Source organism: Streptococcus sanguinis SK355 (genome assembly GCF_000212855.1).
Lineage (GTDB): Bacteria > Bacillota > Bacilli > Lactobacillales > Streptococcaceae > Streptococcus > Streptococcus sanguinis_A.
The window spans coordinates 493787-520003 of the sequence record NZ_GL890993.1 but is presented as its reverse complement, the minus strand read 5'-3'; the positions used below and the strand labels follow the sequence as shown (position 1 = coordinate 520003).

Sequence of the window (26217 nt, the reverse complement as noted above, 5' to 3'; positions counted from 1 at the left end):
TTATATCAAAACATACTTTTCGACAGCTTCTGCGACTCCGTGCTCATTGTTGCTTTTGGTCACGGCTTTTGCCTTGGTTTTGACTGCTTCAGGGGCATTGCCCATAGCGACTCCGAGTCCAGCCAGTCGCAGCATAGGAAGGTCATTGAAGTTGTCTCCGATTGTCATGACCTGCTCTAGAGGCACTTGGTAGTTCTGGGCAATTTCGTACAAAGCTCGCTCCTTGGAGACATGCTTGGCCGTGACTTCCATGTAATTTTCCTTAGAGAGATAGAAGGCTGTCTTGGGAAAGTCCAAGGTCTGTAGGTAGTCGTGAAGTTTCTGGATGACAGGCGCTTGATCAATGAGGAGTAGCTTGTGGACGGGCATTTGCGCATCTAGTACTGGCATTAGTACATTCTGAATCATCGGCTGCTCCCCTGTAATAGCAGCCTCTATCTGCACCCATTTATCCAGACGGTCGGCAATCCAATCCTTACCAGAGTAGAGATTGATGGACACGCTAGGAAATTCAGCCTTGACCAGTTCCAGAAAAGTGCGGATTTCTTCCTTATCCAGAGGGTGTTCGATAATGGTCTCGTAAGCTTGTGAGTCGCCCTTGATGACCAGAGCGCCATTGTAGCAGGCCAGCGGATTATCTCCCAGTCCTAACTCACGCGCAATCGGCTCCATACCTAGAGGAGAGCGAGCAGAAGCGAGGACGAAAGGGATTTTTTCTCGGTTTAGCAGGGGAATCATATCCTTGAGCTTAGGATCCACTTGGTGCTGATCGTCCAAAATCGTGCCATCAATATCGCTGATAATCAGGCGAATCGGGTGGTTTGTCATAAGCTTTTCTCCTTTGTATCTAATGCTCCAATTCAATAAATTATTTTAACCTTGTCTCCAAGCAGTTTTTGGACTTCAGGGCTGGGCTCTTGGTCCGTAATCCAGTAGTCAAAGTTGCTGACAGGAGCCAGGATGTACTTGGACTCTTTCTGCCATTTGTCTTGCTCGGCCAGCAGAATCTTAATCTTGGCGTGTTTCAAAGCCAGTTTTTTCAGGTGGGCATCAGCCTCGTCTTCAAAGCTGACTAGACCATCAGAGACACTGGCTGCCCCGATAAAGGCAATGTCAAAGGAAATTTGCTGCAGCAGCTCTGCTTCATTGAGCGCATAGTAGAATCGGTTTTTGGGATAAAATTTCCCGCCTAAGAGGTGAAAGTCCACTTTGTCCTGGGTGCTCAGCATGATTGCATTATCCAGAGAATGAGAATAGATTGTCATAGGCTTCTTGATGCGCTGAGCCAGATGGAGAACAATTGTTGAGACATCAAAGAAAGCAATCTGCCCCGGCTTGAGAAAGTCATGAGCCTTCTGAGCAATAGCCTTTTTTTCTTGACTTAGTTGGTTGATACGGTCGTTAAAGGAGGGGATTTGCCGGCTAGTATCCAGCGGGATAATGCCTCCGTGGGTGCGCTGCACAAGCCTACGCTCGCTCAAAATCGAAAAATCTCGTCGGATGGTATCTTTAGAAACCTGAAAATGCTCAATCATATCCTTGGCTGACAGCTGTTTTTTCTCAGCCAAGAGCTCTAAGATTTCAGCTAAGCGTTGTTCTTGGTACATGCTTGTTTCTCCTTACTTTTCTAAATAGAGTATAACACAACGAATAAGTTTTTAAAAGTATTTATAATCATTTATAAGTTGTTAAGAATTACATTGGAGAAAATCAAAAAAACCGAGTAACTCTCGGTTTTCATGGTTTATAATAATCGAAATATGTTTTTCAATTAAGGTGTTTGGATATTGACAGATCCATCGCTGCCGACCTTAACATCAACACCGCCGCCTTGAACATGAACGCCATCTTCATTTACGCTAACCCCAGCGTTGTCAGTTTGTACATTAGCACTACCGTCTCCGTTAGTTTCAACAGAAGCATCTCCGCTTTCGTCTCCGCCATTTACATTAACGCTAGCATCTCCGCCGTTTACGTTGACTTTGGCACTACCGCTTTCTTCAGATGTGCTGCTAGAGCTTGTCTTAGCCTTAGATGAAGAAGATACGCTTGAGCTTGAACTTGAGCTTTCTTCAGTCTTCTTATCTGCAGAATTTCCGCAAGCTGCCAAAAAGAAAAGTGCAATTAGTGGTAATAAAAATAAAGAAATTTTAGATAATTTTTTCATCTTACCCCTCCTTCTAGTATAATATTAAACAAATATTTCATTTGAAGCAATGAAAAACCGGATTGATACATAAATAACATACTCTGTTAATAAAAATGTTACAAAATATATGTAATATAAACAGATAATACATAGATTTTATAAGCTTTTCTACGATTTTCCGCTTATTTAGTGTGTAATTGTTTTGTAATATAATTCTTGTCCATGAGAAGGAGAAAAATAACATTTTTGCAACATTTCTTTTCCTCTGTAAATGGAGAAATCATGCTATAATCAACCTATGTTATCAAGAAATTTCCAGAAACTAATCGAGACAGACACAGTTGCAGCAGCGCGAGCTTTGCTAGGTATGCAGCTGATTCTAAATGGTCAGAAGTTAGGTCGGATTGTCGAAACTGAAGCCTATCTAGGAAGTCAGGACAGTGCTTGTCATTCGGCTGGAGGGCGCCGCTCCCCTAAGAATGAATCCATGTATCTGCCAGCTGGTCACTGGTATGTCTATCAGATTCATGGTCATCAGATGCTGAATCTGGTGACCAAGGCTGAAAATGTGGCCGAAGCTGTCCTGATTCGAGCCTTGGAGCTACCGGATGGCCGTCTTTTAGCTAACGGCCCTGGCAAGTTAACCAAGTATGCTGGGATTGATAAGTGTTTTGACGGACAAAGTTTAGCGACCTCCAGTCTGCAATTAGCCTATGACCTGACTCCGAATCAGATTGCCAGCCGTCCGCGGATTGGCGTGACCTGCACAGATGCCTGGCGGGAGGAGCACTTGGGCTTTTATGTGGCCGGCAATCGTCATGTCTCAAAAATACCCAAGCGAGCCCTGCTGGATGATGAGGCCACATGGAAGAAGGAGTAAAGGATGAAGAAAACAGAGATTTTTGACCAAGTCGTAGAAATTATGCGAGAGGATTCCTCTACAAAGAAAGACATCAAGGGTGCAAATCCCGAAGAATATCGAGCGCGTATCACAGACCAGATGAGCCAAGAGGCCTTTCTTTACCAGATGCATTGTTATATAGCCAGTTTTGGGATTTTGTCTCATGTTTGGTTTGGACTTAAGGAAACGCAACCGCCCGGCTTTAAACTGAGATACTACCAAGATTACCTCTACGTCCTGCAGGCAAATAGCGATACAGAGCTGAAACGTGGAGACCAGATTCTAGCCTTGGATGGGAAACCTTTGCCCCAGGTTTATCAAGAGCACAAGGATTATTTCGTCAGTGCCACACCAGAGCGACAGCACAAGGAGTGGGCTTACTTTGTGGAGCATGCCGGAGAAGTTACGGTGGTACGCAATGGCAAGGAAGAGCAACTGCATGTTCAGCCGACTGCCCACCCAAAGAAGCCACCGCAGTTTGAATGGCGCAGACTTTCTAAGGATGTCGTCTATCTTAAGTTAGAAGATTTTACAAATGAGGCTGCTATCAGTCAGCTATATGCAGACAGTCAAGCAGCTATTGAGCAGGCTAAGTATTTAATCATTGATGTTCGAGTCAATTTTGGTGGGACGGACTCGCTTTATTATCCACTTTTCAAATATACTCTCCCTCAGGGAAAGGCCTTCAGTGACTTAGATTTGCTACACGATGATGGGATGGAGATTCTCTATACTGATAGAAATGTTGATTTGCGTCAGCAACTGATGCAAAAGTTCTTAGAAGATCCAAACTTGTCAGCAGAAACTCACCAAATCCTCAAAGAATTTCTAAAAGAGCTGGAAGAAAATCAGGGGAAAGGTTATGTCCTTTATGGCGATGAGGACAGCAATCAGAACTTTTTGCCAGACGTTCTAGGCCTAGCTCGACCTGAAAAAGTCTTTGTACTAGCAGATGTTACTTGTGGGTCTTCAGGTGACAATTTTGTTGATACCATGAAAAAGATGCCCAAGGTTACGGTCCTAGGACGTCCGACTATGGGAATTTTAGATTATTCCAATTGCTGCGTAAAGGATTTTGGTGACTATGAGCTCCTGTTTCCTACTTCACGTGATACTAGGATTGATCAAGGAAAGGGCATGAATGACAAGGGAGTTGAACCGGATATCCTGATTCCTTGGACACCAGAACACTTAGAGCGAGATGTGGACCTGGAAGAATGCCTAAAATATTGCAAAAACGCTTAGGATTTCTAAGCGTTTTTTCGTCTTTATTATATCTTGTCAAACTTTTCAATGTAAAAGAGTGTTAGTGCCATGATGACAGTCAAGCCAATGAGAATGAAGATGGCTGGGGTCCAAGAGCGGAATAAGTCAAAGCTATAGCCAAAGAGGCTAGGACCAAAAGCGGCCAGAATATAACCACCAGTCTGGGCTAAGCCAGATAGCTGAGCGGTTTGCTCAGGGGTACTGGTTTTGAGCGAGAAAGTAACCATGAGGTAGGGGAAGAGGGCGCTGACGGACATACCGATTAGCAGATTGAGGATGAGCCAGTAGATAAAGGAATCCGTCTTGATCAATAGCATACCCAGACCAATGACGCCGGCTGCAGAAAAGAGAGTAATCATCCCCAAGCGTTGTTTCGCAGATAGACGCGTTGTCAGACTAGGAACAATCATAGCAAAAGGAAGGCTGATAATCGAAAAGATAGAGGCTAAGAATCCAGTAGCATCATCGGAAAGTCCTGCCAACTGGCCAAGAGTCGGTAGCCAAGTGATAGCTGTGTAAAAGAGCAAGGACTGCAAGCCGCCGAAAACAATCAGAGCCCATACTCTAGGATTTGTTAGCAGACTCCCCATTTGCTGCTCGCGGCTTTTGCTAGTCAGTTGGTGATTATGCCGACTGTTAGGCAGCCAAATCAAGCAGGCTAGTAAGCAGATGAGGGTCAGGACGAGAATCAGTCCTTTCCAGCCAGCTAAGCGGACAATAGGCGCAGCCAAGGGAGACATGACTGAGATGGCCAGTCCCATAGAAGTGATGTAAAGCGTGGTTAGAAATCCAATTTTCTCTGGCTGATTAGCCTGAATGACATTGGGCAGGAGCACATTTAAGACAGCGATGGCAGCCCCTAGCATGATTGTACCTGCATAGAGTAGAGGCAGGTTAAAGATACGAATAAAAGAGCCCAGAGTCAGCACAATCATAGCTAAGGTAAAGAGCTTTTCTAGGCCGACCTTTTGAGCCAGGCGTGGGGAAAAGGCTGAGCAGAGTGCAAACATGATCAAGGGCAGGCTAGTCAGCAGTCCCAGAGAGTTGACGGGAACTTGCAGTCCCTTAGCAATATCGCCCAGCACAACAGGCAGCACTGCAAAAGGTGCCCGCAGGACAACCCCCACCATCAGAATACCTGGAAGTAAAAATTTCGAATGTTGCTTTTTCATAAAGTTAAGTTTCCTTCTATATAAATATCAAAATAAAATCAGTCCATCAAATCCAGAAAATACTGGCTGATAACTGTTTCTGGCAATGTTTTCTTCTGCTGAAGCCACCAGCTGACCGTCTCCACAAAGGTAGAGGTCACATAATTTCTCAGAAAGGGCTCTGGCAGCTGAGATTTTTTCTGTAGGAGCTGTTCCTGAATCATCGGAAAGAGATAGTTTTCCAGTTCAATCTTTAAGCGATTGGTGAAATAGATATTTTTCGAAAGCAGCAAGGTCGCAATCTTGTCCTGATTCTTTTGGAAATGCTTGAAAATATGGGTGGTTGCTTCAAAGAGATCCTTGCCATCGTCGCGCTCAAGAAAGGTATGCTGAAAGAGGTCTTGGCAAACCTCCTCTAGCAGCGCTTCCTTGGTCTCGAAATGGGCATAGAAAGTCGACCGGCCAACATCTGCCAGGTCGATGATTTCCTGTACCGTGATGGTTTCATAGCTTTTTTGATGCAGCAGGCTGATAAAAGCTTGGTAAATGGCTGCGCGTGATTTCTTGACTCGTCTGTCCATAGCATTTCGGAACAAAAGAGCAGGATTGTTCAGTAACGGACAAAGCTCCTCAATTGCTTCTTGTTTCCTTTCTGAGAATAAGGGATAATAAAGATGAAAACTGAACAAGGTGTTCCGTTTTGATTACATTATACTATAAATTTAGCCAAACTGAAAGGAGGCTGCCGTGAAATCTAGTAAAAATATGACCATTGCTTTTCTGTTAAACTTTTCCTTTGCCATTCTTGAGTTTATCTTTGGCTTTATGTTCAATTCCAGCGCTGTATTAGCCGACGCTGTGCACGACACAGGAGACGCGATGGCTATCGGACTCTCTACCCTTTTTGAAAAAATTTCTAATAAAAAAGAAGACAAGAAATACACTCTGGGCTACAAGCGCTACAGCCTTTTGGGAGCCTTGCTGACCTCGGTCATCTTGCTAGTCGGCTCGACCTTGGTGATTATCGAAAACGTACCCAAGGTCTTTGCGCCTGAAAAGGTCAATTATGACGGCATGCTGGTGCTGGGTATTTTCGCCATTATAGTCAATCTAGCAGCCAGCAAGGTAGTCGGCCATGGTCATGGACACAGTCATAATGAGTCTATTCTCAGTCTGCATTTCTTAGAGGACATTTTGGGCTGGGTGGCTGTTATTCTGGTCTCTATTGTTTTGCGCTTTACCGATTGGTATTTTCTAGATCCGCTGCTCTCCCTGCTTATCGCGGGCTTCATCCTCAGCAAGGCCCTGCCTAAGTTCTGGGAAAACATCAAGATTTTTCTGGATCATATCCCTAGCGATATTGATTTGAGTCAGCTTTATCAGGAAATTCTGGCAGTTGAAAACGTTCAGACTATTACCCAACTCAATGTCTGGACCACAGACGGTATGGAAAAATTTGCTATGATCCATATCTGTCTTGAAAATCCAGAGCTACTGGCCGAGACCCAGACTACTCTGCGTCAAGAACTGCAAGCCTATGGCATCACCAAAATCACTATCCAGACGGATAGCAGCTTGGAAGAGCATGAAGAGTGGTGTTTAGGCGGGGAGAGTGATTTAAAACCTCATACTTAATAGTACTACTGTAAACATATCTCTACAGTCCGATAATCGGGCTGTTTTTTCGTTTTGCAGTCTAATTTCCATCACTCAACTGGTTCTATTTTTATGATTTTCTTCTTATTTAATTTCTCTATTTCTTTGTCTGTAAATTCTAGCCTTTTTGATTTTGTAGTTTTTCTATAAAAAATAGACAAGCTGAGTACATTGTGCATTTTTAGATAGGTTTTACATATAATAAAATGCAAATGTATTGACAATGCATTTTCTTTAGCATATACTATTGGGTAGGAAGAAACAGGCAAAGCTTGCTAAGCCTTGTCCTGAAGCGCCTTTCCTAAGCATATCGACTACCGATTAGAAGAGGACAGATGCTGTCACACTGTCCATCTGAAGGTTGAAAAAGAAGCAGTAAAGGGGAAATTTCCTCAAAAAAATTTGCTTTTTTTTATCCTCGAAGTAAAAAAACGCTTTAAAAAAGTGTCAAAAAGCTTGATATAACAAGGTTTTGTCAAAATTAAACATTTTTTTAAATGCAGTCATTTTTTTCGAGGCAAACCTGTTGACAAGATGTCAATTATGTCATATACTGTGATAGGTAAATGTTTTTTAAAGCAAATAAAGCTTTTGTTCCTAGCATTTCCTACCAAAATATGCATATCGGTAAAAAGAAAAAACCATAAGACAAGAATTCTTATCTTATGGCACTGGCTGCTTGCTGATTCGGGTTAAACCAACTTCACACACACACGGTTTAACCTGCATCTAAAAGCATGAGAAATTTTGCAAGAGAACTTGCTTTGTATAGTATTTAAGAACGCAAGAACAAATGTTTTTGGCATCTGCTTTTTTGCGCCCCTTTTGACAAATCTAAAACGCCCTTGTCAATCCTAGGATTGGTTTAAGGACTATTTACGAGGTTTATCAAATGGAGATACTGCTCAAAGCATCTAACTTAAAACATTAAGTTTGGTTCTATTGGTAAATTTTCCATGTACTAGCCTAACTTAAAAAGCTTAAAGAAACCTTAAAGGAAACTTTAAGCGAGGGAGATTTTTTTAAGAAAGCTGTTATCTATTAACGCATAGAAAGAATTGAAGGATTTTTACAAAAAAATCACAGACAGGAGAAACAAATGGCACTAATCGCTATATTGGTTCAATTCAATCTGATAACGGCAGCTCAAAAAGAAGAAATTCTTCAAGATATGCCACAATCAAACATGCAGTTAGAGAGATATCTAATCAGCAAGGGCTATGTGACAGAAGAAGATATGCTGAAAGTCATGAGTTACTATTACCGTGTACCTCATGTCAATCTATCACAGTTTGTGATAGAAAAGGAAGCTGTCGAGAAGGTTTCAGAGAAAGTTGCTAAACGTCATGGATTGATTCCGATCTCTTTCACAGATGGGGAAGAGGGAGAAGAACCCAAATTAATAGTTGCGATGGCAGACCCAAGCAACTATATCGCCCTAGACGATGTTAAAATCGTCTCTAAGATGGCGGTAGAACCTTATGTAACTTTTCGGGATGATATTGAGAAGTATATCGATCAATACTATTCTAAAGGAGAAGAAGCCCAACAGGCAGCGACCGAAATCGAAGGTTTTAATGTGGATGAAGAGATTGTCGAAGAAGATCTCGAAATCAAAAACGCTCCGGTTGTACGTTTGATTGACTCGATTATCAGTCAGGCAATCAAGACGCGGACCAGCGATATCCATATTGAGCCTTTTGAAAAAGTTGTTCGTGTTCGTTTCCGGGTTGACGGAACCTTGGTGGAAAACATGCAGTTGAAAGCCAATGCTCACTCAGCCATTGCGACACGGATTAAGATCATGAGTGGTCTGGACATCGCCGAGCGGCGGATTCCTCAGGATGGACGGATTGAGACAACCATCGACGGCAAAGAAGTCGATATGCGGGTTTCAGTCTTGCCTACTGTATTCGGTGAAAAAATCGTTATTCGGATTTTGAGCCGGAATGCAACTCTCCTTAGTAAAGAGGAGCTGGGATTCTCGCCAACCAACCAGAAGCTCTTTGAAGATATTCTTAAGGCGCCAGAAGGCATTATCTTGCTGACTGGTCCTACGGGAAGCGGAAAGACAACCACTCTCTACACAGCGCTCCGTGAGCTCAATGATGTAGGAAAAAATATCATCACTGTTGAAGATCCGGTTGAGTACCGATTGGAAGGGGTCAACCAAGTTCAGGTAAATAACAAAGCTGGACTGACCTTTGCGAGTGGTTTGAGAAGTATCCTGCGTCAGGACCCGGACATCGTTCTCTTGGGGGAAATTCGGGACGAAGAGACAGCTAGTATCGCGGTTCGTGCCGCTATCACTGGTCACGTCGTTCTCTCGACTATCCACACCAATGACACAGCTAGTACAGTCAACCGTTTGGTCGATATGGGCATCAAGCCTTATCTGGTATCAACAGCGACTGTCGGTATTATCGCACAGCGCTTGATTAAGCGCATCTGTCCTAAGTGTAAGACTGAGTATACTGTAGAAACAAATGAACATGCAGGTATCGGTATTCACAAGGGAGACACCTTGTATCGCGGACGCGGCTGTAACTACTGCAGCGGCACGGGATACTATGGACGTATTGCCATCCACGAAATCATGGCGGTGACAAGGGAGATTAAATCACTAATTAATGATGGTGGAACAACGTCACAGCTTCGAGCAGAAGCTAAGAAAAATGGTATGCGAGACTTGGCGGAGGAGGCCATTGATATCGCAAAACAGGGGACTACAACGATTGAAGAAGCAATGAAGATTGCCTTCAGTCTAGAAGGGGAAGTTTAGGATGAATTTGGATGAGTTAATTAAGCAGGCGATTGAAGCGGGTGCATCAGATATCCACTTCACGGTTGGCGCTGAGCCAACCATGCGTCTGCACGGGAGGTTAACACAACTCAACAATACAATTTTGACCAACGAAGACACGGTTCGCTTCACCAAGCACATTTTAAATGATAAGCAGATTGCCCATCTTTTAGAAGTCGGTGAAGTGGACTGTGCCTACGAGGTCGACAATGGCTATCGCTTGCGGGTCAATATATTTAAGCAGAAAAACAACTGCGGGATTGCCTTGCGGGTCATTCCCAAGGATATTCCATCTATGGAATCTCTGGGATTGCCACCAGTTATCAAAAAACTGGCTGAGAAACGCCGGGGGCTGATATTGGTTACCGGGCCAACAGGAAGCGGAAAGTCAACGACCCTGGCAACCATGATCAACTACATGAACAGCTTGCGGGACGAGCACATCATTACGATTGAAGATCCGATCGAGTACATGCACACGCATAATAAGTGCTTGGTCAACCAACGTGAGCTGGGAGCGGATACGCAAAGCTTCGGCAATGCCCTCCGCGGCGCCCTTCGTCAGGACCCGGATGTCATCTTAGTCGGTGAGATGCGGGATAAGGAAACGATTGAAATCGCGCTGCGTGCGGCGGAAACAGGTCACTTAGTCCTGTCAACTCTCCACACGGTCGGTGCCGTAAACACCATGGACCGGATTATCGACGTATTTCCAGCCGAGCAGCAGGAGCAGATCCGTGTACAGCTTTCAGCCGTTATGGAGGGGGTTGTATCGCAGCAGCTCATGCGTACAGCGACCGGCAAGGGTCGTGTGGCCGCCTTTGAAATCATGCTGGGAACACCCGCTATTCGCAACCTCATTCGCGAAGGAAAGACCCACCAGCTGCTAACCCCAATCCAAACAGGTGCTCAGCTAGGCATGATTACCATGGACACTTCGCTCATGGGACTCTACCGTCGCAATGTCATCGACCAAAGAACACTGCTGTCCTACTCAGTGGACCGCGCTCAAGTTGAAAAATCCCTAGGAATAGTGGGGTACTAGAGCATGACAGTATATGTTTGTAAATACTTAGACACTAGGCAAGGAGTTGTCACACTTGAGGTAGATGCTCCTAACCGGACCGACGCCGTCAACCGGATTCGTCTCAAAGGGAAGCCAATCAGTGTCGAAGAAAAGGTCATGGGCTCTAAGGAGATTGTCCTTTTCCAAAGCAAGAAGATCAAGCTCAAGGATATATCGCTCTTCTGTAAGCAGATGTCGGTTATGCTGGAGTCAGGGATTCCCCTCAATAACGCAGTGGATATCCTAGAACAACAGGCTACTTCAAAGAATCTCAAGTCTAGCCTTAAAATCGTCAGCAAGAGCCTAAAAGAAGGTAGTCAGCTGTCCAAGGCCATGCTAGATCAGGAAGGGATGTTTCCCGATCTCCTGATCCGTATGGTGCAGGCCGGTGAAAAGACTGGTAAGCTGGACGAGGTGCTGGAAAAGATGTCTGAGCACTATACTAAAGAGCTCAAGACCAGCCGCCAGATTCAGGGAGCCATGATCTATCCCGCAGTCCTAGCCTTTCTGGCTGTGGCTGCAGTCTTGGCCCTGCTCTATGTCGTTATCCCAAGCTTCTCAGGAATCTTTGAGCAGAGTGGGATGGCCATGCCACTGCCAACGCGTATCGTACTAGCAGCTAGTAACTTTGTCCGCTCTTCATGGTACATCCTCTTCGGTGTGACAGGGATTCTGGTCTTCCTCTTCCTGCGCTATCGCAGCACAGAAGCAGGTCGCTACCAACTGGATCGGCTCAAGCTTAATCTGCCGGTCATCAAAGGGCCAATGCAGAAGATTGTCACTGCTCGCTTTGCCAGCACCTTGGCTATCCTGACCAGTGCGGGTATCCCTCTGGTCGAGGCTATTGAGTCTGCTGCTGCAACGACCAACAACGCTGTCGTCATTGAAAAGATGAAGATCGCCAATGAAGGTCTGCAAAAAGGGGAACGTCTGACAGGGATGATTACCTCAACCGGTCTCTTCCCCCCTATGATGCTCTCTATGGTAAAGATCGGTGAGGAGTCTGGGTCTCTGGAGTCCATGCTGGTCAAGACATCAGATTATTATGAAGAAGAGCTTGAAACAGCTATCAAGCAGCTGCTCTCACTCTTGGAGCCAGCCATGATCATCGTCATGGGGGTTATCATCGGAGGTATCGTTGCCTCTGTCATGCTGCCAATGTTTGAGCTTGCTCACGCTGTGGATGCAGGTGCTGAAACAAATCAATAATAGAAGCTTCAAGAAAGTTAGGATTCGCGGAGTAGTTGCTCTGCACAAAAAGTTAGGAAAATCGTTCTGATGTTGGGAGTTTGTAGGGTCTCCCAGCTAGGAACAAAACAAATGCCCCTGTGGGCGAAAATAGTAAAAATTATGAAAAAACAGGAGATCTATTCAAAATGTTAAACAAATTGCAAAAATTCCGTCAGGACTTGAAGAAAAAAGGTAAAGGTTTTACCTTGGTTGAGTTGATCGTGGTAATTATCATTATCGCCATCATCGCAGCTGTAGCTATTCCAGCTATCACTTCTTTCCAAGATAACGCTCGTAAGAGCCGTATCCAATCAGAACACCGTGAGTTGGTATCAGCTATCCAGTCTTATATCGGAGCTCAGGACGACCCAACTAACCCAGGCGAAATCACTTTGGCAAAATTAGCACCATACATGTCTAAAAATGCAAAAAATCAAGACGGTATTGTAAACTCATTGGCTAAAGATAAAAGTGGAGATTCTAGCACAAGTGCACCAGGTTCTGCTCACCAAATCGATTCTACTAACCATAAATTGATTTCTACCTTTACTCCAAGCAATGGAGGCCAAGCTACTGTTTTGACCTACGACTGGTCAGCTAATGGTGTAAACTCAAACTAATTGTCAAATCATCTAAATAAGATGTAGTAAAACCCTGCATTTGAGAAAAATAAAAAAGTTAGAAACTATGCTGCAGTTAAGCTGCTATATTATAAAAACATTAGGAGAAAATACATATGTTAAACAAATTGCAAAAATTCCGTCAGGATTTAAAGAAAAAAGGTAAAGGTTTTACCTTGGTTGAGTTGATTGTAGTAATCATCATTATCGCCATCATCGCAGCTGTAGCGATCCCAGCTATCACTTCCTTCCAAGATAACGCTCGTAAGAGCCGTATCCAGTCTGAACACCGTGAGTTGGTATCAGCTATCCAGTCTTATATCGGAGCTCAGGACGACCCAACCAATCCAGGTGAAATCACTTTGGCAAAGCTGGCACCATACTTGTCTAAAAATGCCAAAAATGAAGATGGTATTGAGAAGGCGCTGGCTAAAGATAAAAATGGTCCGGCTCACGTCATTGATTCAGCTAAACACACACTAACTTCAACCTTTACTCCAAGCGATAGCAATGCTAAGGCAACAGTTTTAACGTACAACTGGACCGAAGGCGGAGCAAATTCAAAATAATAACTTGAATTAATTTGAGATATTCATTAGAAAATTAACTCTTATCCGACTGCCTTTGTAGTCGGATATTACCAAAGTAGTTGTCAGACTGTGACAACTATTTTGGCAATATCAAAAGAGAAAACTAGGAGATATTATCAATGAAAGGGAAAAAAGACAAGGGTCTACTTTGCCCATGGTTATTGTAACCATTGTGCTGTTGGTAGCTATGATTGGGATTTTGGCTTCTATCGTAGATACAGGGCAAAGCCAGACTCAACGCATGTATAACTATCTCAAAGCTAAGTATACAGCGACTTCTGGTACACAGTTGGCATGGGGTGCCTATCTAGACCCTGTTGATGGAAATCCGTCATCAGTTTATGAAGAGTTTGATAAACGAGCGCGCAGTATGGATCCTTCAACAGAGCCGATTAAGTCAACCCATACCTTCAAAGATGGCAGTGTAGCAGAAATCGAGATGAATGGACAGCTTGTAGATGGTCTGACTGGTCCAGAAAATTATAATATCACGATTAAATCGAAGTCAAAATTAGCTGGCAGTAATGACTATTACGAGCATATTGTAACCTTCAACTTTGACACAAAAGGAATTCGCTCGGAAGAAGGACATTTGAGATCGGCGCAGAAGTAAAAATAAATTAGGTAGGAATGATGAAACAAATACAAAAAGGTTTTACCCTAGTCGAGATGGTTATGGCTATTATGTTGATGAGCATGATAGCACTCATCATTGGTGTTATATTTAACACCATGTTTTCCAGCCGAGAATTGATTGAGCGTGAAGCCAGTATTCAAGCGGAAATGCGAACCTCCATGCAGTATGTGGATCGAACCGTTGGTAAGGCAACCTCAATCTTTGTCTTGGATGACAGCAAGTTCAAAGGTTCCAAGCAAGGACTAAGCAGAGAATGGAGCTACATTGGCCTATCTGCGGATGGCAAGAAGGTTATGAACTATGTCTGGAACAAGAAAAAACAGGACTGGGATGTCAGCGAGTTGGGAACCAAATCTCTCTATAATATGAAGTTGGACTTGGAGTTTAAGACAGAGGGCGCTTATCAGGACAATCGCTTGATTAGTTATAACCTGTCTGGTAAATATCCAGATACTAACAATAAGTTGTCTATTGATACAGCTATATCAGCTCTTAATACTAAGCAGGTCTTCTCTAAAGTTGCTAAAGGCAAGAAAGGGATTGCTATTGCTTATCGAACTGACCCTATTCAAGGGCAGATGAATATTGCTGTTTCTTTTGTTTTTGATACATCTGGTTCCATGAATTGGGATTTGCAGGGAAGAAATGTTGAAAAAACTGGTAATGAGAGTCGTATGGATATTCTACGAAAGAAATCCGTAATCATGATCAAGGACCTTGCGGAAATTGGGAATGTTAGTGTGAACTTAGTGGGCTTCTCTACTTCAGCAAAATATATTCAACAAAATTTTTCTAATTTAGATAACGGTACAAATACTATTATAGCCACCATAACTAAACGTGAAAATTTAAACCCGGATGGTGTTACAAATCCAGGGGACGGACTTCGCTATGGGATGATTAGTCTGCAGTCTCAACCAGCTCAGCTTAAATATATAGTTCTATTGACTGACGGGATACCTAATGCTTATTTAGTAGATTCAAGGGCGTTGTACGCTGGCAATAGAGTGGATCTTAGCCAGGGAGTTGGTCGTGTAACTTTTAACAATCCTATTTATGATCTGTCCCCAACTTTAGGGTATGAGTACAGTCGTCTGGGTTATGATTTGTATTCTAGAGATTCCATAACGCGTGAAAACTCTATTGCTTATGCTGGAGAAGTGTCTAAAAAATTTGGCCTTGGTGTTAAGCGGGTCAATGTGATTGGTTTTTCTGGTGTGAACCATGAAATCGCTTATGGTCAAAGTTTGACAGATAGGATTGGCGAGGGTGGTATGGAGACTAAATATGTATCAGCTACGAATGAAGAAGCTTTGCAAAAGACCTTTTCTGACATTAAAAAGCAAATTCAACAGGATTTGTGGTTTGTATCAGGGCCGTAGAAGGGAGCAGAGATGAAAAGATTAAAGAGACACAGAGGGATTACACTGGTCGAAGTCTTGGTTTCTCTGATTCTGATTGGAGTTATTGCGGCAGGGTTCTTGACCTTCTTTTCTGGGAGTTTTAATAATATTCTCCGTCAGCGAAGTCAGAATGCTATCAACTTTGATATTCAGGAGTCTTTCGAGAAACAACTGGCTGAAAGCAAGAAACACGAAGGTACAGGAACAGATATTGAAACCTTTACTTACCAAATCGGTAATGGAACCAAGCAGAGTATTGATGTAAAAGGTACAAATCTGTCTTATAATGATAGAATCAAAAAAATCCATCTTTTTGCTGCTAATGCAATCGAAACCCCGCTGGGACTTCCTGATATGAAGGTTACTATCCCTAGTGGGAAAAGGTATTATTATGCTGGTATGGGGATAACGACTCCCGGCGGCAAAGTAGAAATAGCTGATAGTAAGAAAAAGAGTAAAACTAGGATTTACACAGAATCTGGATGGTTTCTAAGTGATCGTGCTATAGGACAAGGGGTGTCTGGCATTGTCCCAGTGGGAACGATAGGCCAAAAAGGTGACGGCACTATATCTCAGACGCTTTTTCCAGAAATGCCGACAGATTTTAAACAATTATCAAAGTTAGAAACCGGGATACATATTACAGATGATATGAGAGGGAAGTACCTGACTTTTGCTGCCCGAGCCATTAACTCTTATGGACGGGTAGGAAATTATCAGGAAGCAGACCGTATCTGGATTATGGGTCTGCCAGTTACACAGAACGTGCGTCTTCATACAGATGCCGACTTGGCTCTGCTTAAGAATGGAAATACTACCTCGCTTATACCAACGGATAATCAGTTACATACTAATACAGAAGTAAGAGATTATTTTAATGATGTTGTTTATGGTGCGACTATCCCTGTTCTGAATTATAAAGAGCCTGCAATTAACCAGACTCGACAGTTAATAGCACTTGATGGCCGTACGATGCAGTTTAGTAATCATAATTTTAATAATGGCTATACGACTTCTGTATTGATTGGGAATCGTCAGCAGACCGGACCGCTTCTAACCTATAAACTAGATGATACACTAACTTGGGGGATCAATCTGGAAAACGATGGTAGAATTGCTATTAAAACAGTAGATACAACTACAGCTAATAACGGTGGTCAGGAATATATACAAAATGTTAAGTTAGACTATAGTAATGATAATTCTATACAAGTGCGCAGTGCTGCGAAGAATGGCTCTTTAGGGATTGAAATTTTTATCAATGGACAATCAGTCTATAATAAAACAGTTTCGCTGACCAGAAACAGAACGACGCATAATATTAGTAGTGGTCAGATTATCTTTGGTGGCAATACTTACATTAATGAGTTTGCAGTTTATACTGAAAGTCTGAATAACAGCAATATACAAAAACTTGCTGAATACTTCCGCGATAAGTATAAGGCAAGCTAATAGTGAAATAGTTTTTAGGAAAAATAAGGGAGATTAGGAGATTATGGCAAAAAATATGTTTTCGTCCAAGGGGCGCAGAAGAGCTCTGGACGAAGAAGATAATGAGAAAAAAGGCTCATTTTTAGGAAAATTAAATAAACCGCTCTTCTCATCAAAAGGGAAACATAAAGAACACTTATCTATTCAAGGAGTTCAAATCAAGTCAGATCGTCAAGAAGACTTTGACGATGAGGAAAAGTCAACGGCAAAAGGGAGCTTCTTAACCAAGCTCAACAAGCCGCTCTTTTCTAAGAATAGTGGCAGTGATGATATGCCTGCTAAGTCTGGAAATCGTTCGCTCTTTGCTAAGAAAGGCAGTGGTGCGGCGAGCCAACCGGTCACTAGAATGCATGCACCTTACACTATGTTTGGTAAACCAATTAAGGGCAATCTGATGGCTATTGACTTCACTGACGAATCAGTCTATCTGGTTGTTGCTAGACAGAAGCGCAATGAACTGGAGATTATCAAGATGGCATCTGCCAATCTGCCAGAAGGTGTTGTACTGAATAGTGAGATTATCGACCCAATTACTCTCAAAAACATTATCAGTGACCTGATGGAGCAGCATGCAATCACTGCTAAGTACGCTTTCTTTGCTCTGGGCAATACCAATATCATCGCCCGTTCGGTTGATGTAGCCGCTAGTGTGCAGAATGATGAGGATATTGAGGGCTTGGTATCTTACGAGCTCCAGCAATATCTGGATATCGATCCGACTTCTTATGTTATTCAATTCCAAGAGCAGGAGTCTAATTCAGTTTTTCCGCTTGATGAAGATACTCGCTCACTCATGGTCTATGCTGTGCCAAAAGGCGTGGTAGAGCAATATCTGGGCTTGGCTGAGAATTTGAAGCTGACACCTTATGTCTTTGACCTTCAGTCTAATACCTTTGAAAAATGGCTGGAACGCGTTCAGGCGGTTAACAATCGTGCTAAGAAGCTGACCAAGGAAAATGTCGGCATGGTACATCTGAGCAAGAGCTTCATTGGTGTTTATCTCTACTCAGAAGGCAAGTTTGTGACCAGCAACTATCTCAACCGTGGCTACAAGGACATCCTGAGCTATGCAGACGACGCTAGTCTATTGCAGAAGCTTCCAGCAGTGGCTTCAGATGATCTGGATACGGGTCTCTTGAAGAGGGCCTTGGATGAGTGGGTGGCTGATGCTAAGAACCACATTCTCAATACTGAAAACTTCTTTAGCGGGTCAACTGGTCTCAACATTGACAGCTTCTACGTCTTTGGTGACCAGGACATTTGCTGGCAGTTGGCAGCTATTCTGAAGCAGAGCATGAATCGGGAATTCATCTCAATTGATAACGTAGATTATGAGAATGTACTGTGGGAAGGTTCTGCCGAGTTTAATGCGGAGTTCATTCCAGCTACAGCCATGTTGATTAGGAGAGCAAACTAATGCGGAGAGATTTAAACTACTTTTCAAAATATCATGTGGCACCGGCTAAGGCTAGTCCACTGAAACTTGCTGCTATTTCGGCTTTTGCTGGGATTGTAGCGATTATGATTGTGCTGATTGGTTTCTTCCAGTTTAGCGCTATGCACCTCCAAGGCGAGATTGACCGAGCGGAGCAGACACTCAAGAGTCCAGAGATGGCTCAAGAGCTGAAGGCAGTCTCTGAGACTGAAGATAAGATTGTTACGGTCAAGAATGACGAACTTCTCTTTACCAGCCTAGAAGGCGACTTCCGCCGCCTGCACCGAGTAAACAAAGCCTTTATGGACTTCCTTAATAAAAATGTGACAAGAAACTTGGTCTTTGACGATATCAAGATTAATAACGACAATGTAGAAATCAATGGTTCGTCTCAAGAGCATCTTTCTATCGCTAAGTTTGAGGAAGAGCTTCGTAAGTCTGAGAAGTTTAACCATATTTTTGTGGACAACATTACTCGCGAGGAAAAGGATAACAATACAGTGTACAAGTTTAACATTAAAATTTTGACGAAGGATGTAGATTTCAATGAAGAGCAAAAATGAGAAAGAAAAGAAAAAAATCCTGAGTAATTTAAATGAGCGTGACAAGAAATTGTTGGCCTGTGTTGGAGGAGTAGCGGTACTTGCTGGTGGTGGGTATCTGGTAACAAATTCTTATACACGGATGGCGCAGTTAGCTGAAGAGCATGCAACTATCTCGACAGAGTTGGAAGGCAAGAATGCCAAGATTAGTCAGAGGAAGTCTCTTACCAAACAGCTCCAAACATTGAATGCTAAGACTCTGGATCAGGCTAAGAAATACTATGGTACGACCAATCAAGGGGAGTTTATCTTCTTGATTGACAAGCTAGTCAACGAAAGCGGTATTAAATTCAAGTCTGTCAACTACACTGAGAGCACAGAGTTGGAACTCCAGCAGGAGGGATTGGCTGCGACTTCGTCCAAAGGGCAAAACTCCAACTCTTCTGGTACGACTAGCAGTTCAAGCTCGAGTGAGACGTCTTCTTCATCCAGTACGACCTCTAGCTCGTCTGGTACCTCGTCTTCATCTTCATCTAGCAGCAGTTCTTCATCTGATGCGAATACTGCAACAACAACTGCAGCTAATACAGCGACACCAGGGAACGGAACGACCAATAATACCAACATCACGCAGATGACAGCGGACATTGAGTTCGAAGGAACTTATACACAGGTTCTGAAATTGTTGGAATTGATTGATGGCAATCAACAAAAAATCGTTTCCAGCGAGCTGGAATTAGGCGGAAAGAAAAGCCTGTCTAGCACGGAGGAAAACAAAAACCCTGATCTAACCAGCGGTAAAATCAAGCTACGTTTCTATCAGGTTAAAGACGTCGAGCGCTATGTGACTCTAGAGAGCAATGTCGATAAGACACCGATTCAGTTTGCTAACTGGGAGTCTCCATTTGCGATTCCGACTTGGCAGGCGGGTTCTATATCTGTAACGACAGCTGGTGGCGGCACAGATGCAACTGGCAATAAGGGCAGTTTGGGGGCCGCAACAACCAATACAACTAGCAGCGCGAATGCTAACAGCAGTACCAATCTAGCTCCATCTTATCTGGAGCAGCTTAGCACTCAGTCTAGTCGGAACGATGGTCTGTCAGCTTATTACAATTCATCAACTATCTACCGCTTCGAATCACCACTGAAGCTGATTCAGTCAGGCGGCAGCAATCAGTATGATGTGACGGTTGACAATACGGACTTCCTTGAAGGTTCAGGTTCCAATATAGTTAAGATTCCAGCAACCAAGTCTTCTACTATGTATGAAATGGAATTTGCAGCACCGTATGTATCCTTGAACAATAAGCCGGATGCTATCAGCTTCTCTCTATCTATGTCTAATCAATGGCAGGGCAAGATTGGCTTGATTGTTAAGAATGCCAGCGGTCAGAAGATTTATCTTCATGTCATTCGTCCCAACAGCTGGACTGGCTGGCGCGAAGTTAGCTTCGATCCTGAAAACATTCCAGGATTCAGCTATCCAATGACTATTGTAGGTTACTACTTCGAAACTCCAAGTGGAGAAAGCCCTGAAACGACTATGAAGCTGGATAACCTATCTGTGAACAACTTGGTAGTTAGCTAAAATACTTTGAAAAAATACCAAATAAGTCTATGGTTTAAAATTTCAAGAGCATGTGTAAATTTTTCTAAAAAAAATGCTAAAAACCAAGTTATTAGACTAGTATTCACGGTGCATTTATAGTAAACTAAAACATAGAGATATTTGAAGTATAATACAAGCAAACTCAGAATAGACGCCCGAGTCTATTCTGGGTTTTAATGGAGTTTATGGAAAAACAAAATCAAGACTGGTTTTGCATTGAAAAAGTTTAATATCATTTAGAAAGTGGGGGGTGTCGAAAATATTCAAATGGCATATTTTTTACCTTTTGGAGCAGGGCTTATAGCACTGCATACGATTAGCATTTTATTTGTTTCTAGGATTTCATTAATAAAGCGCCTTTTTCTCGTAGTATGGGTCATGCTATTTGCGATTGGTGCTCCATTCCTCTTTCAACAAGTTCCCGGCATAGCCTTTGTTGGGCTCTGTGCCTTGGCCTTGGCTGTCTATATGGTGCTACTCTTTTCACAGGAGCTAGCTCCAGTCAAGAAGAGAGCAACTGCTTCTGCGCGAAGCAGAAGCCAGAAGCATGCTAAGAGCCCACGCAAGAAAGTGGAAGCGACGAGCGCAAGCTTGTCATCTGCTAGAGATTTGAACTTTTCCAATGCTTCAACCGGTAGGATGAGAAAGGAAAGTAAAGAAAGGGTTCAGGCTGAGGAAAGTCCGGCAAGGCAGAGAGTATCTGCTTCTGGTCGCACCCTAGCAGACCGTTCTATCAAAAAGGATATGACAAGATTTGAGAAAGTAAAACCTCTCTACCCTGTTGATAACTTGGCTACAGCTCCTGCCTTTGGAGAATACGAGCCAAACAGTCAGCTAGCGGCAGCTGAGGTCGGTATGGTGGGTATGGACCACAGCGCACAAAAGGCCAATGATGAATTTTTGCAGTCCCTGCTTCATCACCGCGAGGGGGCAACCAAGATTAAGGTGGCAAACTCTCTGATTCAGCCTACGGAAGCAAATGCAGCCGGCAATCAAGGCTATACAGATATTGATGATCCAGCCTTTGAGACAGCTGTTCTGTCTAAGATTAGACCGATGTCCTATACGGAGTCTAGCTATGGCAACTTCAGACCGCAGGCGGTTGAGGTGACAGGTGTTATTTCTCAAGATGAGGAAGAATTCTTCACTGAGCAAGAACATGCTCAGCAGCCAGTGGCAGAAGAGGTAGGAGGCAACAGCCTAGAAGATGTTTTTGCTGCTACGGGAGATATCAAGCCAGTTAGAGCAGAAGAGTCGAGAGCAGCAAACAGCTTAGAATCTCTCTTCTTTGCTGACTCAGACACTGAGCCACAAGCTAAAATGGATTCCGCCTTCAGTCAAGCAGCTGCAGAGCCAGAATTTTCTGCTACTGAAGAGTCTATGGTTAGCCGTGATCGTGCTGATATTCAGGGTTATCAAGATATTCTCAGCCAGATTCAGCATGATTTGCTGGGATCTGAAGAGGAAGATTTGACTGCTGAAGTGGCAGAGGCTTGGGAGGAAGAAAGCAGCTTCGAACCTGCTGCAGAAACGTTTGAATTTGAAGAAGCTGCTGAACCAGCGGTTGTTCAATCAGTTTCTGAAGACGCACTTTGGACACAGGCTGAGCCTATCCAAGAAGCAGTTGCAGATGAAACAGAAGAAGACTTGCTCAAGGGAATTGCTGACATCCTCAAAGCTGAGGAAGCACAAGTCAAAGCTGCTCCGGTCGTTCCGGCTACGGATGAGACAGAAGAAGATTTGCTTCAGAAAATCACTGACATCCTCAAAGCTGAGGAAGCGGCAGAAGCAAGACCAGCTGCAGCAACTGCGGGAGATAAAGAAGTCTATTTCCAATTCCTCCTACTGGAAAGTCAGGAATTATTGGCTTCAAATGCAGTTCAAGAAGCTGAGAGCTATCTGAAAGAAATTGTCCAAGGCAGCTCAGATCAAAATCTTCGTCAAGAAGCGTTCAACATGCTGGACAAAATCGTGAAAAATTAATACTATATAAACATACAATTGATTGTAATCAATTAGAAGGGTTTTAGGGGAAATTATGAAAAGTTGTAAAACAATCACAGGGACCGTTGTCATTGAGATTGAAAAAGGGATGGGACTGGGTGAAGTCCATGAAGTCTTTGTTGACGAGGGGGTCAATCTGACTTTTGTCATTAAGTCAAAGCAGTCTGAACAGCCTTTTGCCTTGCTGTCTAGCAAGAACATCCAAGGCATCGGTGACTTTGCGGTCATGGTAGAAAACAGCTCAGTTTTTCAAGAGCTGGAAGAGGCAGATCTGAAGGTCTTAAACGACAAGCAGGGTAGTGTCTTTGACGAAATTGTCATCACAATTGATGGAAACAAGGTGGGAACTGTTGTTGACTATCATATTGACGAAAAGAATGAAATTGGCTACTTGGTGGTTAATTCTGAAGATGCTAGCGAGGAAATTCAGATTCCTAAATCACGCATCTTGATGATTGGTAAAGAGTACATCATCCTCAATGATGAAAAAAAGACAGCTCCTCATCTTGAAGCAGATGTAGAGATGGGCCGTCTGGCTGCAGCAGATTTGCTCCATGAGACTGAAGCTGCAAAACCTGCCGAAAAAATTGAGGAAGTAGTTGCTGAAGCACCTGTATTTGAGCCAGTTGTAGATGAAAAAGCAGATGTGAAAGAAGAAGCTGCGACAGATTTGACAGAGGCCTTGGCTGCTGTAGGTCTGGGATCTGCTGCTCCTGAGTTGGAGTTTTCTGAAGCAGTCGTAGAGACAGCAGAAGAACCAGAAGTCCAAGACTTGGTACAAGAAACAACAGCTCCAGCTGAAGAAGAAGTTGAAGAAACAGATGCAGCGCTGAGTCTGGATGCTGCTTTGGAAGAAGTATTGGCAGCACCTGCTGAGGAAGTAGAAACAACTATCAGCACAGCGCCAGTTGCTGAAGAAGAGTCAGGAGCAAAGAAAGCTGTTAACGACTTTATCGATCGGCAAAAACGTCTTCTGGTAGGCAAAACACTGCAAAAAGATCTTGTTAATGCAGATGGAGGAGTTATCCTGAATGCCGGAGATACTGTTTCAGATGACATCATTGATTTTCTTCGCCGTATCGACCGTAAATTCCTTATCCGCTTAGCTGAATGCGTAGTATAAGGTTGGGATGAGATTCATGTCAAGAAGAAAAAGAAAGGTTTCATCAAAATATCAAAAACTACTTCCAGCAGCGACACTTGCTGCCTTTCTGCTGGGTAGTTTATTTTATGTCATTTTTGTCTTTAATCCAACGATTGACCTGAGTATCAATGGCCGTCCCTCTATGAAGGTACGCTCTAGGAGCGAAGCTGAGATTGAAGTTTACAGAGAACTGCCCTATAAGGCTACATTTCAGCTGACTACTGGGCAACACTTCTCTGTAGATATGCGCTTTTTAGGACTGAGCTATTTCACAGAAGAAGAGCTCAAGCGGCTGGATAATATCTCGGCCAAGACAGTCTGGGATAAGTTTACACCGTTTTTCGATACCAAGGAAAACCTGCAGATTTCTATCTATCCTAACCGTCTTTTTTGGCTTAGACCTTTAAACGATGTCTTAGCTGCCCATCCTGATGTTCTCAGTCAGCTTCCAACGACCAATCATCTGGTCATGGACGGCGAGTCTAACGTAAAGGTGGGAGACAAGTCTAATGGCTATAAGATTGACCCTGCTGCTTTTATCCAAGCATCTGAGGAGATTGCCAAGACTGGTAAATTTGATGATGTCAAGGTTGAGAGTATACCTGTCGAAGCAGAAGATCAAAGTGAGCTTCTGAGCCAATATACGCACTTTATAGAGCGTAAGGAAGTACCACTGCCGACCAACGCTGCCCAAGCTCAAAACATGAAGACAGCCTTTTACAAGCTGCAGAATGTTTACTTGGCTCCTGGTGAGACCAAGTCTATCTCAGAATTACTGGGCGCTTTGAATGCAGAATCTGGCTATCTGCCAGTCAAGGGCAAGGATAATAAAGAAGTTTACGGTCAGGGTGCTGAGCAGATTGTAGATGCCATTCAGCAGCTCGCCTTTTCACGGACCAATGTTATTTCCTATCGAGGACAGTATTTCAACATCGGAACGCCGGCAGAAGGTTTGACCGAATTGACCATTCAAAACAATACAGAAACAGATATGGTGTTTTCATTAAGTTTGGAGGAGGGGCAAGTATCCATCATTCTGGCATCTAAGTGATACTCAAGGGAAGTCGAAGTTTGACATCGTCACCTAAGATTTTCAAAGAGTATAAAAAGGGAAAAATTATGATTGCAAGTTTAGTATTTATATTAGGTGTCGTATTTGGGAGCTTTTTCAATGTCGTCATCTACCGTGTGCCACTGGAAAAGAGCATTGCCAAAGGTCGGTCCATGTGCCCGTCCTGCGGCCATGTCTTGACTTCGGTGGAGCTGATTCCGGTTGTGTCGATTATCATGCAGGGCTTTAAATGCAAGCACTGCAAGGAGCCGATTTCACCGCGCTATCTCATTGTGGAGCTCCTGACGGGTCTGCTCTGGTTGGCCTCTTATCTGATCTTTCAAGATCAGGGGCCATGGATGGTTGTTTCAGCCTGTCTTTTGGTATCGCTTTGTCTCATTATCGGTTATATCGATTTTGATACTCAGTACATCTCGGACTCGGTTCTGCTGGTTTTCTGGCTGGGCCGCATGGCTGTTACGTTTTTTACCAATGAGTTCAATTGGGAACTGCTCCTTTCGCTGCTAGTCGGCGCTGGTCTCTACTCTCTCATTTATTTTGGGGCTAAGGCTTATTACAAGAAAGAGGCTTTCGGGATGGGAGACATCCTTTACTTAGCTGCCCTGAGCAGTTGGTTTAGCCCCTTGAATACGCTGATTTTGGGATATGGTTCTTTCTTTGTAGCTGGAGCGATTCTCTTAATCGCAACCATCTTTAAGAAATTCAAATTTAAGTTGAAAGAAGAAGTCCCTTTTGGTCCTGCTATGAGTATCATGGCGGTCATCCTATATTTCTGGGGAGGAATCTAGGAAACCAAAAGCGACAATAGAAATGGATAGAAAAAATGTTTAGGAAGAAAAAAGTTATCATAGCATTAGCGACAGCTACTGTCCTTTCAGGCAGTGTGCTGCCTGTCAGCCGCCTAGCGGCAAATGAAAAGGCCAGTCTGGATCCTTCTTTAGTGCAGGTGTCAGATCAGTTTCAGGCCAAGAAAACAGGAGCAGTCGTCTTTTCAGAAGATGTAACAGTGCCAAGCACAGTGTCAGCCGATTTCATTGATAGTCGTCTGGCTGGCACACCGATGGCTGGATTGGGAAAAGCTTTCAAAAAAGCAGAGAAAGATCATGGAGTTAATGCAATTTTTCTCGTAGGGCTGGCTATTCACGAATCGGATTACGGCCGCAGTCAGATTGCTCAGGCCAAGCACAACCTGTTTGGTTTCATGGCTTATGACTCCAGTCCTTTTTCCAGTGCAGGAAATTTCGCAACATTTGACGATGGTATAGATACCGTTGCCCGCTATCTCAGCGAGCACTATCTCAAGCCTGGCGGTCAGTTCTACAATGGTAAGAGCATGGCTGCTATCAATGTAAGATACGCATCTGACAAAACTTGGTCAAGCAAGATTATGATTCGTATTCGAAATTTTTTGAAAAAAGGTTAAGGAGGCTGGGACAATCGTGTCT

The 26217-nt window shown here is 43.4% G+C and carries 24 protein-coding genes; 19 read left to right on the top strand and 5 right to left on the bottom strand.

Annotated elements, in window-relative coordinates; genetic code table 11:
- From HMPREF9389_RS08780 to HMPREF9389_RS08790, 3 genes are all read right to left on the bottom strand, one after another.
- Entirely contained in the window at positions 1 to 828 is an 828-nt protein-coding gene (locus HMPREF9389_RS08780; protein WP_032906249.1) for a Cof-type HAD-IIB family hydrolase, read from the bottom strand.
- 32 nt (positions 829 to 860) lie between these two features.
- Positions 861 to 1607 (bottom strand): DeoR/GlpR family DNA-binding transcription regulator, encoded by a 747-nt coding sequence (locus HMPREF9389_RS08785; protein WP_002928485.1) that lies wholly within the window; start codon positions 1605 to 1607, stop codon positions 861 to 863.
- Positions 1608 to 1771: 164 nt separating this feature from the next.
- Positions 1772 to 2167, bottom strand: a complete 396-nt coding sequence (locus HMPREF9389_RS08790; RefSeq protein ID WP_002917987.1) for a hypothetical protein — start codon at positions 2165 to 2167, stop codon at positions 1772 to 1774.
- Between the two features lie 280 nt (positions 2168 to 2447).
- Here HMPREF9389_RS08790 and HMPREF9389_RS08795 point away from each other — a divergent pair, with 280 nt between their 5' ends.
- Positions 2448 to 3029 (top strand): DNA-3-methyladenine glycosylase, encoded by a 582-nt coding sequence (locus tag HMPREF9389_RS08795; protein ID WP_032906246.1) that lies wholly within the window; start codon positions 2448 to 2450, stop codon positions 3027 to 3029.
- A gap of 3 nt (positions 3030 to 3032) precedes the next feature.
- Complete coding sequence (locus tag HMPREF9389_RS08800; RefSeq protein ID WP_002928479.1) at positions 3033 to 4295, top strand: S41 family peptidase; 1263 nt, start codon at positions 3033 to 3035, stop codon at positions 4293 to 4295.
- Positions 4296 to 4321: 26 nt separating this feature from the next.
- Here HMPREF9389_RS08800 and HMPREF9389_RS08805 read toward each other — a convergent pair whose 3' ends face one another.
- Together HMPREF9389_RS08805 and HMPREF9389_RS08810 are read right to left on the bottom strand one after the other, a co-directional pair.
- Positions 4322 to 5488: a CynX/NimT family MFS transporter gene (locus HMPREF9389_RS08805; protein WP_002928477.1), complete on the bottom strand. Its 1167-nt coding sequence runs from the start codon at positions 5486 to 5488 to the stop codon at positions 4322 to 4324.
- Between the two features lie 38 nt (positions 5489 to 5526).
- Positions 5527 to 6048: a TetR/AcrR family transcriptional regulator gene (locus HMPREF9389_RS08810; protein ID WP_032906686.1), complete on the bottom strand. Its 522-nt coding sequence runs from the start codon at positions 6046 to 6048 to the stop codon at positions 5527 to 5529.
- 166 nt (positions 6049 to 6214) lie between these two features.
- Between HMPREF9389_RS08810 and HMPREF9389_RS08815 the strand changes: the two genes are divergently transcribed.
- The 17 genes from HMPREF9389_RS08815 to HMPREF9389_RS08895 all read left to right on the top strand — a co-directional run bounded on the left by HMPREF9389_RS08815 (position 6215) and on the right by HMPREF9389_RS08895 (position 26195).
- Positions 6215 to 7102 carry a cation diffusion facilitator family transporter gene (locus HMPREF9389_RS08815; protein ID WP_002928473.1) on the top strand — a complete coding sequence of 296 codons (888 nt, stop codon included), beginning with the start codon at positions 6215 to 6217 and terminating at the stop codon, positions 7100 to 7102.
- Between the two features lie 1120 nt (positions 7103 to 8222).
- The gene (locus HMPREF9389_RS08820; protein ID WP_002928468.1) at positions 8223 to 9905 is read left to right on the top strand and encodes a GspE/PulE family protein; all 1683 of its coding nucleotides are present in this window, start codon (positions 8223 to 8225) and stop codon (positions 9903 to 9905) included.
- 1 nt (position 9906) lies between these two features.
- Positions 9907 to 10971 carry a type IV pilus twitching motility protein PilT gene (locus HMPREF9389_RS08825; RefSeq protein WP_002894192.1) on the top strand — a complete coding sequence of 355 codons (1065 nt, stop codon included), beginning with the start codon at positions 9907 to 9909 and terminating at the stop codon, positions 10969 to 10971.
- A 3-nt stretch (positions 10972 to 10974) separates the two neighbouring features.
- The gene (locus HMPREF9389_RS08830) at positions 10975 to 12201 is read left to right on the top strand and encodes a type II secretion system F family protein (protein ID WP_002928466.1); all 1227 of its coding nucleotides are present in this window, start codon (positions 10975 to 10977) and stop codon (positions 12199 to 12201) included.
- A gap of 167 nt (positions 12202 to 12368) precedes the next feature.
- Positions 12369 to 12842 (top strand): prepilin-type N-terminal cleavage/methylation domain-containing protein, encoded by a 474-nt coding sequence (locus HMPREF9389_RS08835; protein WP_050540625.1) that lies wholly within the window; start codon positions 12369 to 12371, stop codon positions 12840 to 12842.
- A gap of 116 nt (positions 12843 to 12958) precedes the next feature.
- Complete coding sequence (locus HMPREF9389_RS08840) at positions 12959 to 13411, top strand: prepilin-type N-terminal cleavage/methylation domain-containing protein (RefSeq protein ID WP_002928456.1); 453 nt, start codon at positions 12959 to 12961, stop codon at positions 13409 to 13411.
- Positions 13412 to 13586: 175 nt separating this feature from the next.
- Complete coding sequence (locus HMPREF9389_RS08845; protein ID WP_002928455.1) at positions 13587 to 14045, top strand: hypothetical protein; 459 nt, start codon at positions 13587 to 13589, stop codon at positions 14043 to 14045.
- Between the two features lie 17 nt (positions 14046 to 14062).
- Positions 14063 to 15451 carry a prepilin-type N-terminal cleavage/methylation domain-containing protein gene (locus HMPREF9389_RS08850; RefSeq protein WP_002928451.1) on the top strand — a complete coding sequence of 463 codons (1389 nt, stop codon included), beginning with the start codon at positions 14063 to 14065 and terminating at the stop codon, positions 15449 to 15451.
- 12 nt (positions 15452 to 15463) lie between these two features.
- Positions 15464 to 16924 carry a type II secretion system protein gene (locus tag HMPREF9389_RS08855; RefSeq protein ID WP_002927332.1) on the top strand — a complete coding sequence of 487 codons (1461 nt, stop codon included), beginning with the start codon at positions 15464 to 15466 and terminating at the stop codon, positions 16922 to 16924.
- A 43-nt stretch (positions 16925 to 16967) separates the two neighbouring features.
- The gene (gene pilM / locus HMPREF9389_RS08860; RefSeq protein ID WP_002928443.1) at positions 16968 to 18380 is read left to right on the top strand and encodes a pilus assembly protein PilM; all 1413 of its coding nucleotides are present in this window, start codon (positions 16968 to 16970) and stop codon (positions 18378 to 18380) included.
- Positions 18380 to 18961 (top strand): PilN domain-containing protein, encoded by a 582-nt coding sequence (locus tag HMPREF9389_RS08865; protein WP_002922896.1) that lies wholly within the window; start codon positions 18380 to 18382, stop codon positions 18959 to 18961. The genes pilM and HMPREF9389_RS08865 overlap by 1 nt, the downstream gene beginning before the upstream one ends.
- Positions 18945 to 20531 (top strand): hypothetical protein, encoded by a 1587-nt coding sequence (locus HMPREF9389_RS08870; RefSeq protein ID WP_002928441.1) that lies wholly within the window; start codon positions 18945 to 18947, stop codon positions 20529 to 20531. The genes HMPREF9389_RS08865 and HMPREF9389_RS08870 overlap by 17 nt, the downstream gene beginning before the upstream one ends.
- A gap of 288 nt (positions 20532 to 20819) precedes the next feature.
- Positions 20820 to 22535, top strand: a complete 1716-nt coding sequence (locus HMPREF9389_RS08875) for an SSA_2305 family type IV pilus system protein (RefSeq protein WP_419177174.1) — start codon at positions 20820 to 20822, stop codon at positions 22533 to 22535.
- A 55-nt stretch (positions 22536 to 22590) separates the two neighbouring features.
- A complete protein-coding gene (locus HMPREF9389_RS08880; RefSeq protein WP_002928435.1) occupies positions 22591 to 23679 on the top strand; it encodes a hypothetical protein in 1089 nt (362 codons plus the stop codon).
- A 7-nt stretch (positions 23680 to 23686) separates the two neighbouring features.
- A complete protein-coding gene (locus HMPREF9389_RS08885) occupies positions 23687 to 24751 on the top strand; it encodes a VanW family protein (protein ID WP_002928428.1) in 1065 nt (354 codons plus the stop codon).
- Complete coding sequence (locus HMPREF9389_RS08890) at positions 24748 to 25560, top strand: prepilin peptidase (RefSeq protein ID WP_002928423.1); 813 nt, start codon at positions 24748 to 24750, stop codon at positions 25558 to 25560. Before HMPREF9389_RS08885 ends, HMPREF9389_RS08890 begins: the two co-directional genes overlap by 4 nt.
- A 35-nt stretch (positions 25561 to 25595) precedes the next feature.
- Positions 25596 to 26195 (top strand): glucosaminidase domain-containing protein, encoded by a 600-nt coding sequence (locus HMPREF9389_RS08895; RefSeq protein WP_002894168.1) that lies wholly within the window; start codon positions 25596 to 25598, stop codon positions 26193 to 26195.
- Positions 26196 to 26217: the final 22 nt, after the last annotated feature.

Coding starts and splice junctions, on each gene's coding strand:
- HMPREF9389_RS08880 (WP_002928435.1), top strand. CDS start 22,591: ATGAAAAGTTGTAAAACAATCACAGGGACCGTTGTCATTGAGATTGAA.
- HMPREF9389_RS08810 (WP_032906686.1), bottom strand. CDS start 6,048: ATGGACAGACGAGTCAAGAAATCACGCGCAGCCATTTACCAAGCTTTT.
- HMPREF9389_RS08885 (WP_002928428.1), top strand. CDS start 23,687: ATGAGATTCATGTCAAGAAGAAAAAGAAAGGTTTCATCAAAATATCAA.
- HMPREF9389_RS08895 (WP_002894168.1), top strand. CDS start 25,596: ATGTTTAGGAAGAAAAAAGTTATCATAGCATTAGCGACAGCTACTGTC.
- HMPREF9389_RS08870 (WP_002928441.1), top strand. CDS start 18,945: ATGAAGAGCAAAAATGAGAAAGAAAAGAAAAAAATCCTGAGTAATTTA.
- HMPREF9389_RS08865 (WP_002922896.1), top strand. CDS start 18,380: ATGCGGAGAGATTTAAACTACTTTTCAAAATATCATGTGGCACCGGCT.
- HMPREF9389_RS08825 (WP_002894192.1), top strand. CDS start 9,907: ATGAATTTGGATGAGTTAATTAAGCAGGCGATTGAAGCGGGTGCATCA.
- HMPREF9389_RS08820 (WP_002928468.1), top strand. CDS start 8,223: ATGGCACTAATCGCTATATTGGTTCAATTCAATCTGATAACGGCAGCT.
- HMPREF9389_RS08875 (WP_419177174.1), top strand. CDS start 20,820: ATGGCATATTTTTTACCTTTTGGAGCAGGGCTTATAGCACTGCATACG.
- HMPREF9389_RS08805 (WP_002928477.1), bottom strand. CDS start 5,488: ATGAAAAAGCAACATTCGAAATTTTTACTTCCAGGTATTCTGATGGTG.
- HMPREF9389_RS08835 (WP_050540625.1), top strand. CDS start 12,369: ATGTTAAACAAATTGCAAAAATTCCGTCAGGACTTGAAGAAAAAAGGT.
- HMPREF9389_RS08855 (WP_002927332.1), top strand. CDS start 15,464: ATGAAAAGATTAAAGAGACACAGAGGGATTACACTGGTCGAAGTCTTG.
- HMPREF9389_RS08790 (WP_002917987.1), bottom strand. CDS start 2,167: ATGAAAAAATTATCTAAAATTTCTTTATTTTTATTACCACTAATTGCA.
- pilM (WP_002928443.1), top strand. CDS start 16,968: ATGGCAAAAAATATGTTTTCGTCCAAGGGGCGCAGAAGAGCTCTGGAC.
- HMPREF9389_RS08830 (WP_002928466.1), top strand. CDS start 10,975: ATGACAGTATATGTTTGTAAATACTTAGACACTAGGCAAGGAGTTGTC.
- HMPREF9389_RS08780 (WP_032906249.1), bottom strand. CDS start 828: ATGACAAACCACCCGATTCGCCTGATTATCAGCGATATTGATGGCACG.
- HMPREF9389_RS08795 (WP_032906246.1), top strand. CDS start 2,448: ATGTTATCAAGAAATTTCCAGAAACTAATCGAGACAGACACAGTTGCA.
- HMPREF9389_RS08840 (WP_002928456.1), top strand. CDS start 12,959: ATGTTAAACAAATTGCAAAAATTCCGTCAGGATTTAAAGAAAAAAGGT.
- HMPREF9389_RS08800 (WP_002928479.1), top strand. CDS start 3,033: ATGAAGAAAACAGAGATTTTTGACCAAGTCGTAGAAATTATGCGAGAG.
- HMPREF9389_RS08850 (WP_002928451.1), top strand. CDS start 14,063: ATGATGAAACAAATACAAAAAGGTTTTACCCTAGTCGAGATGGTTATG.
- HMPREF9389_RS08785 (WP_002928485.1), bottom strand. CDS start 1,607: ATGTACCAAGAACAACGCTTAGCTGAAATCTTAGAGCTCTTGGCTGAG.
- HMPREF9389_RS08845 (WP_002928455.1), top strand. CDS start 13,587: ATGGTTATTGTAACCATTGTGCTGTTGGTAGCTATGATTGGGATTTTG.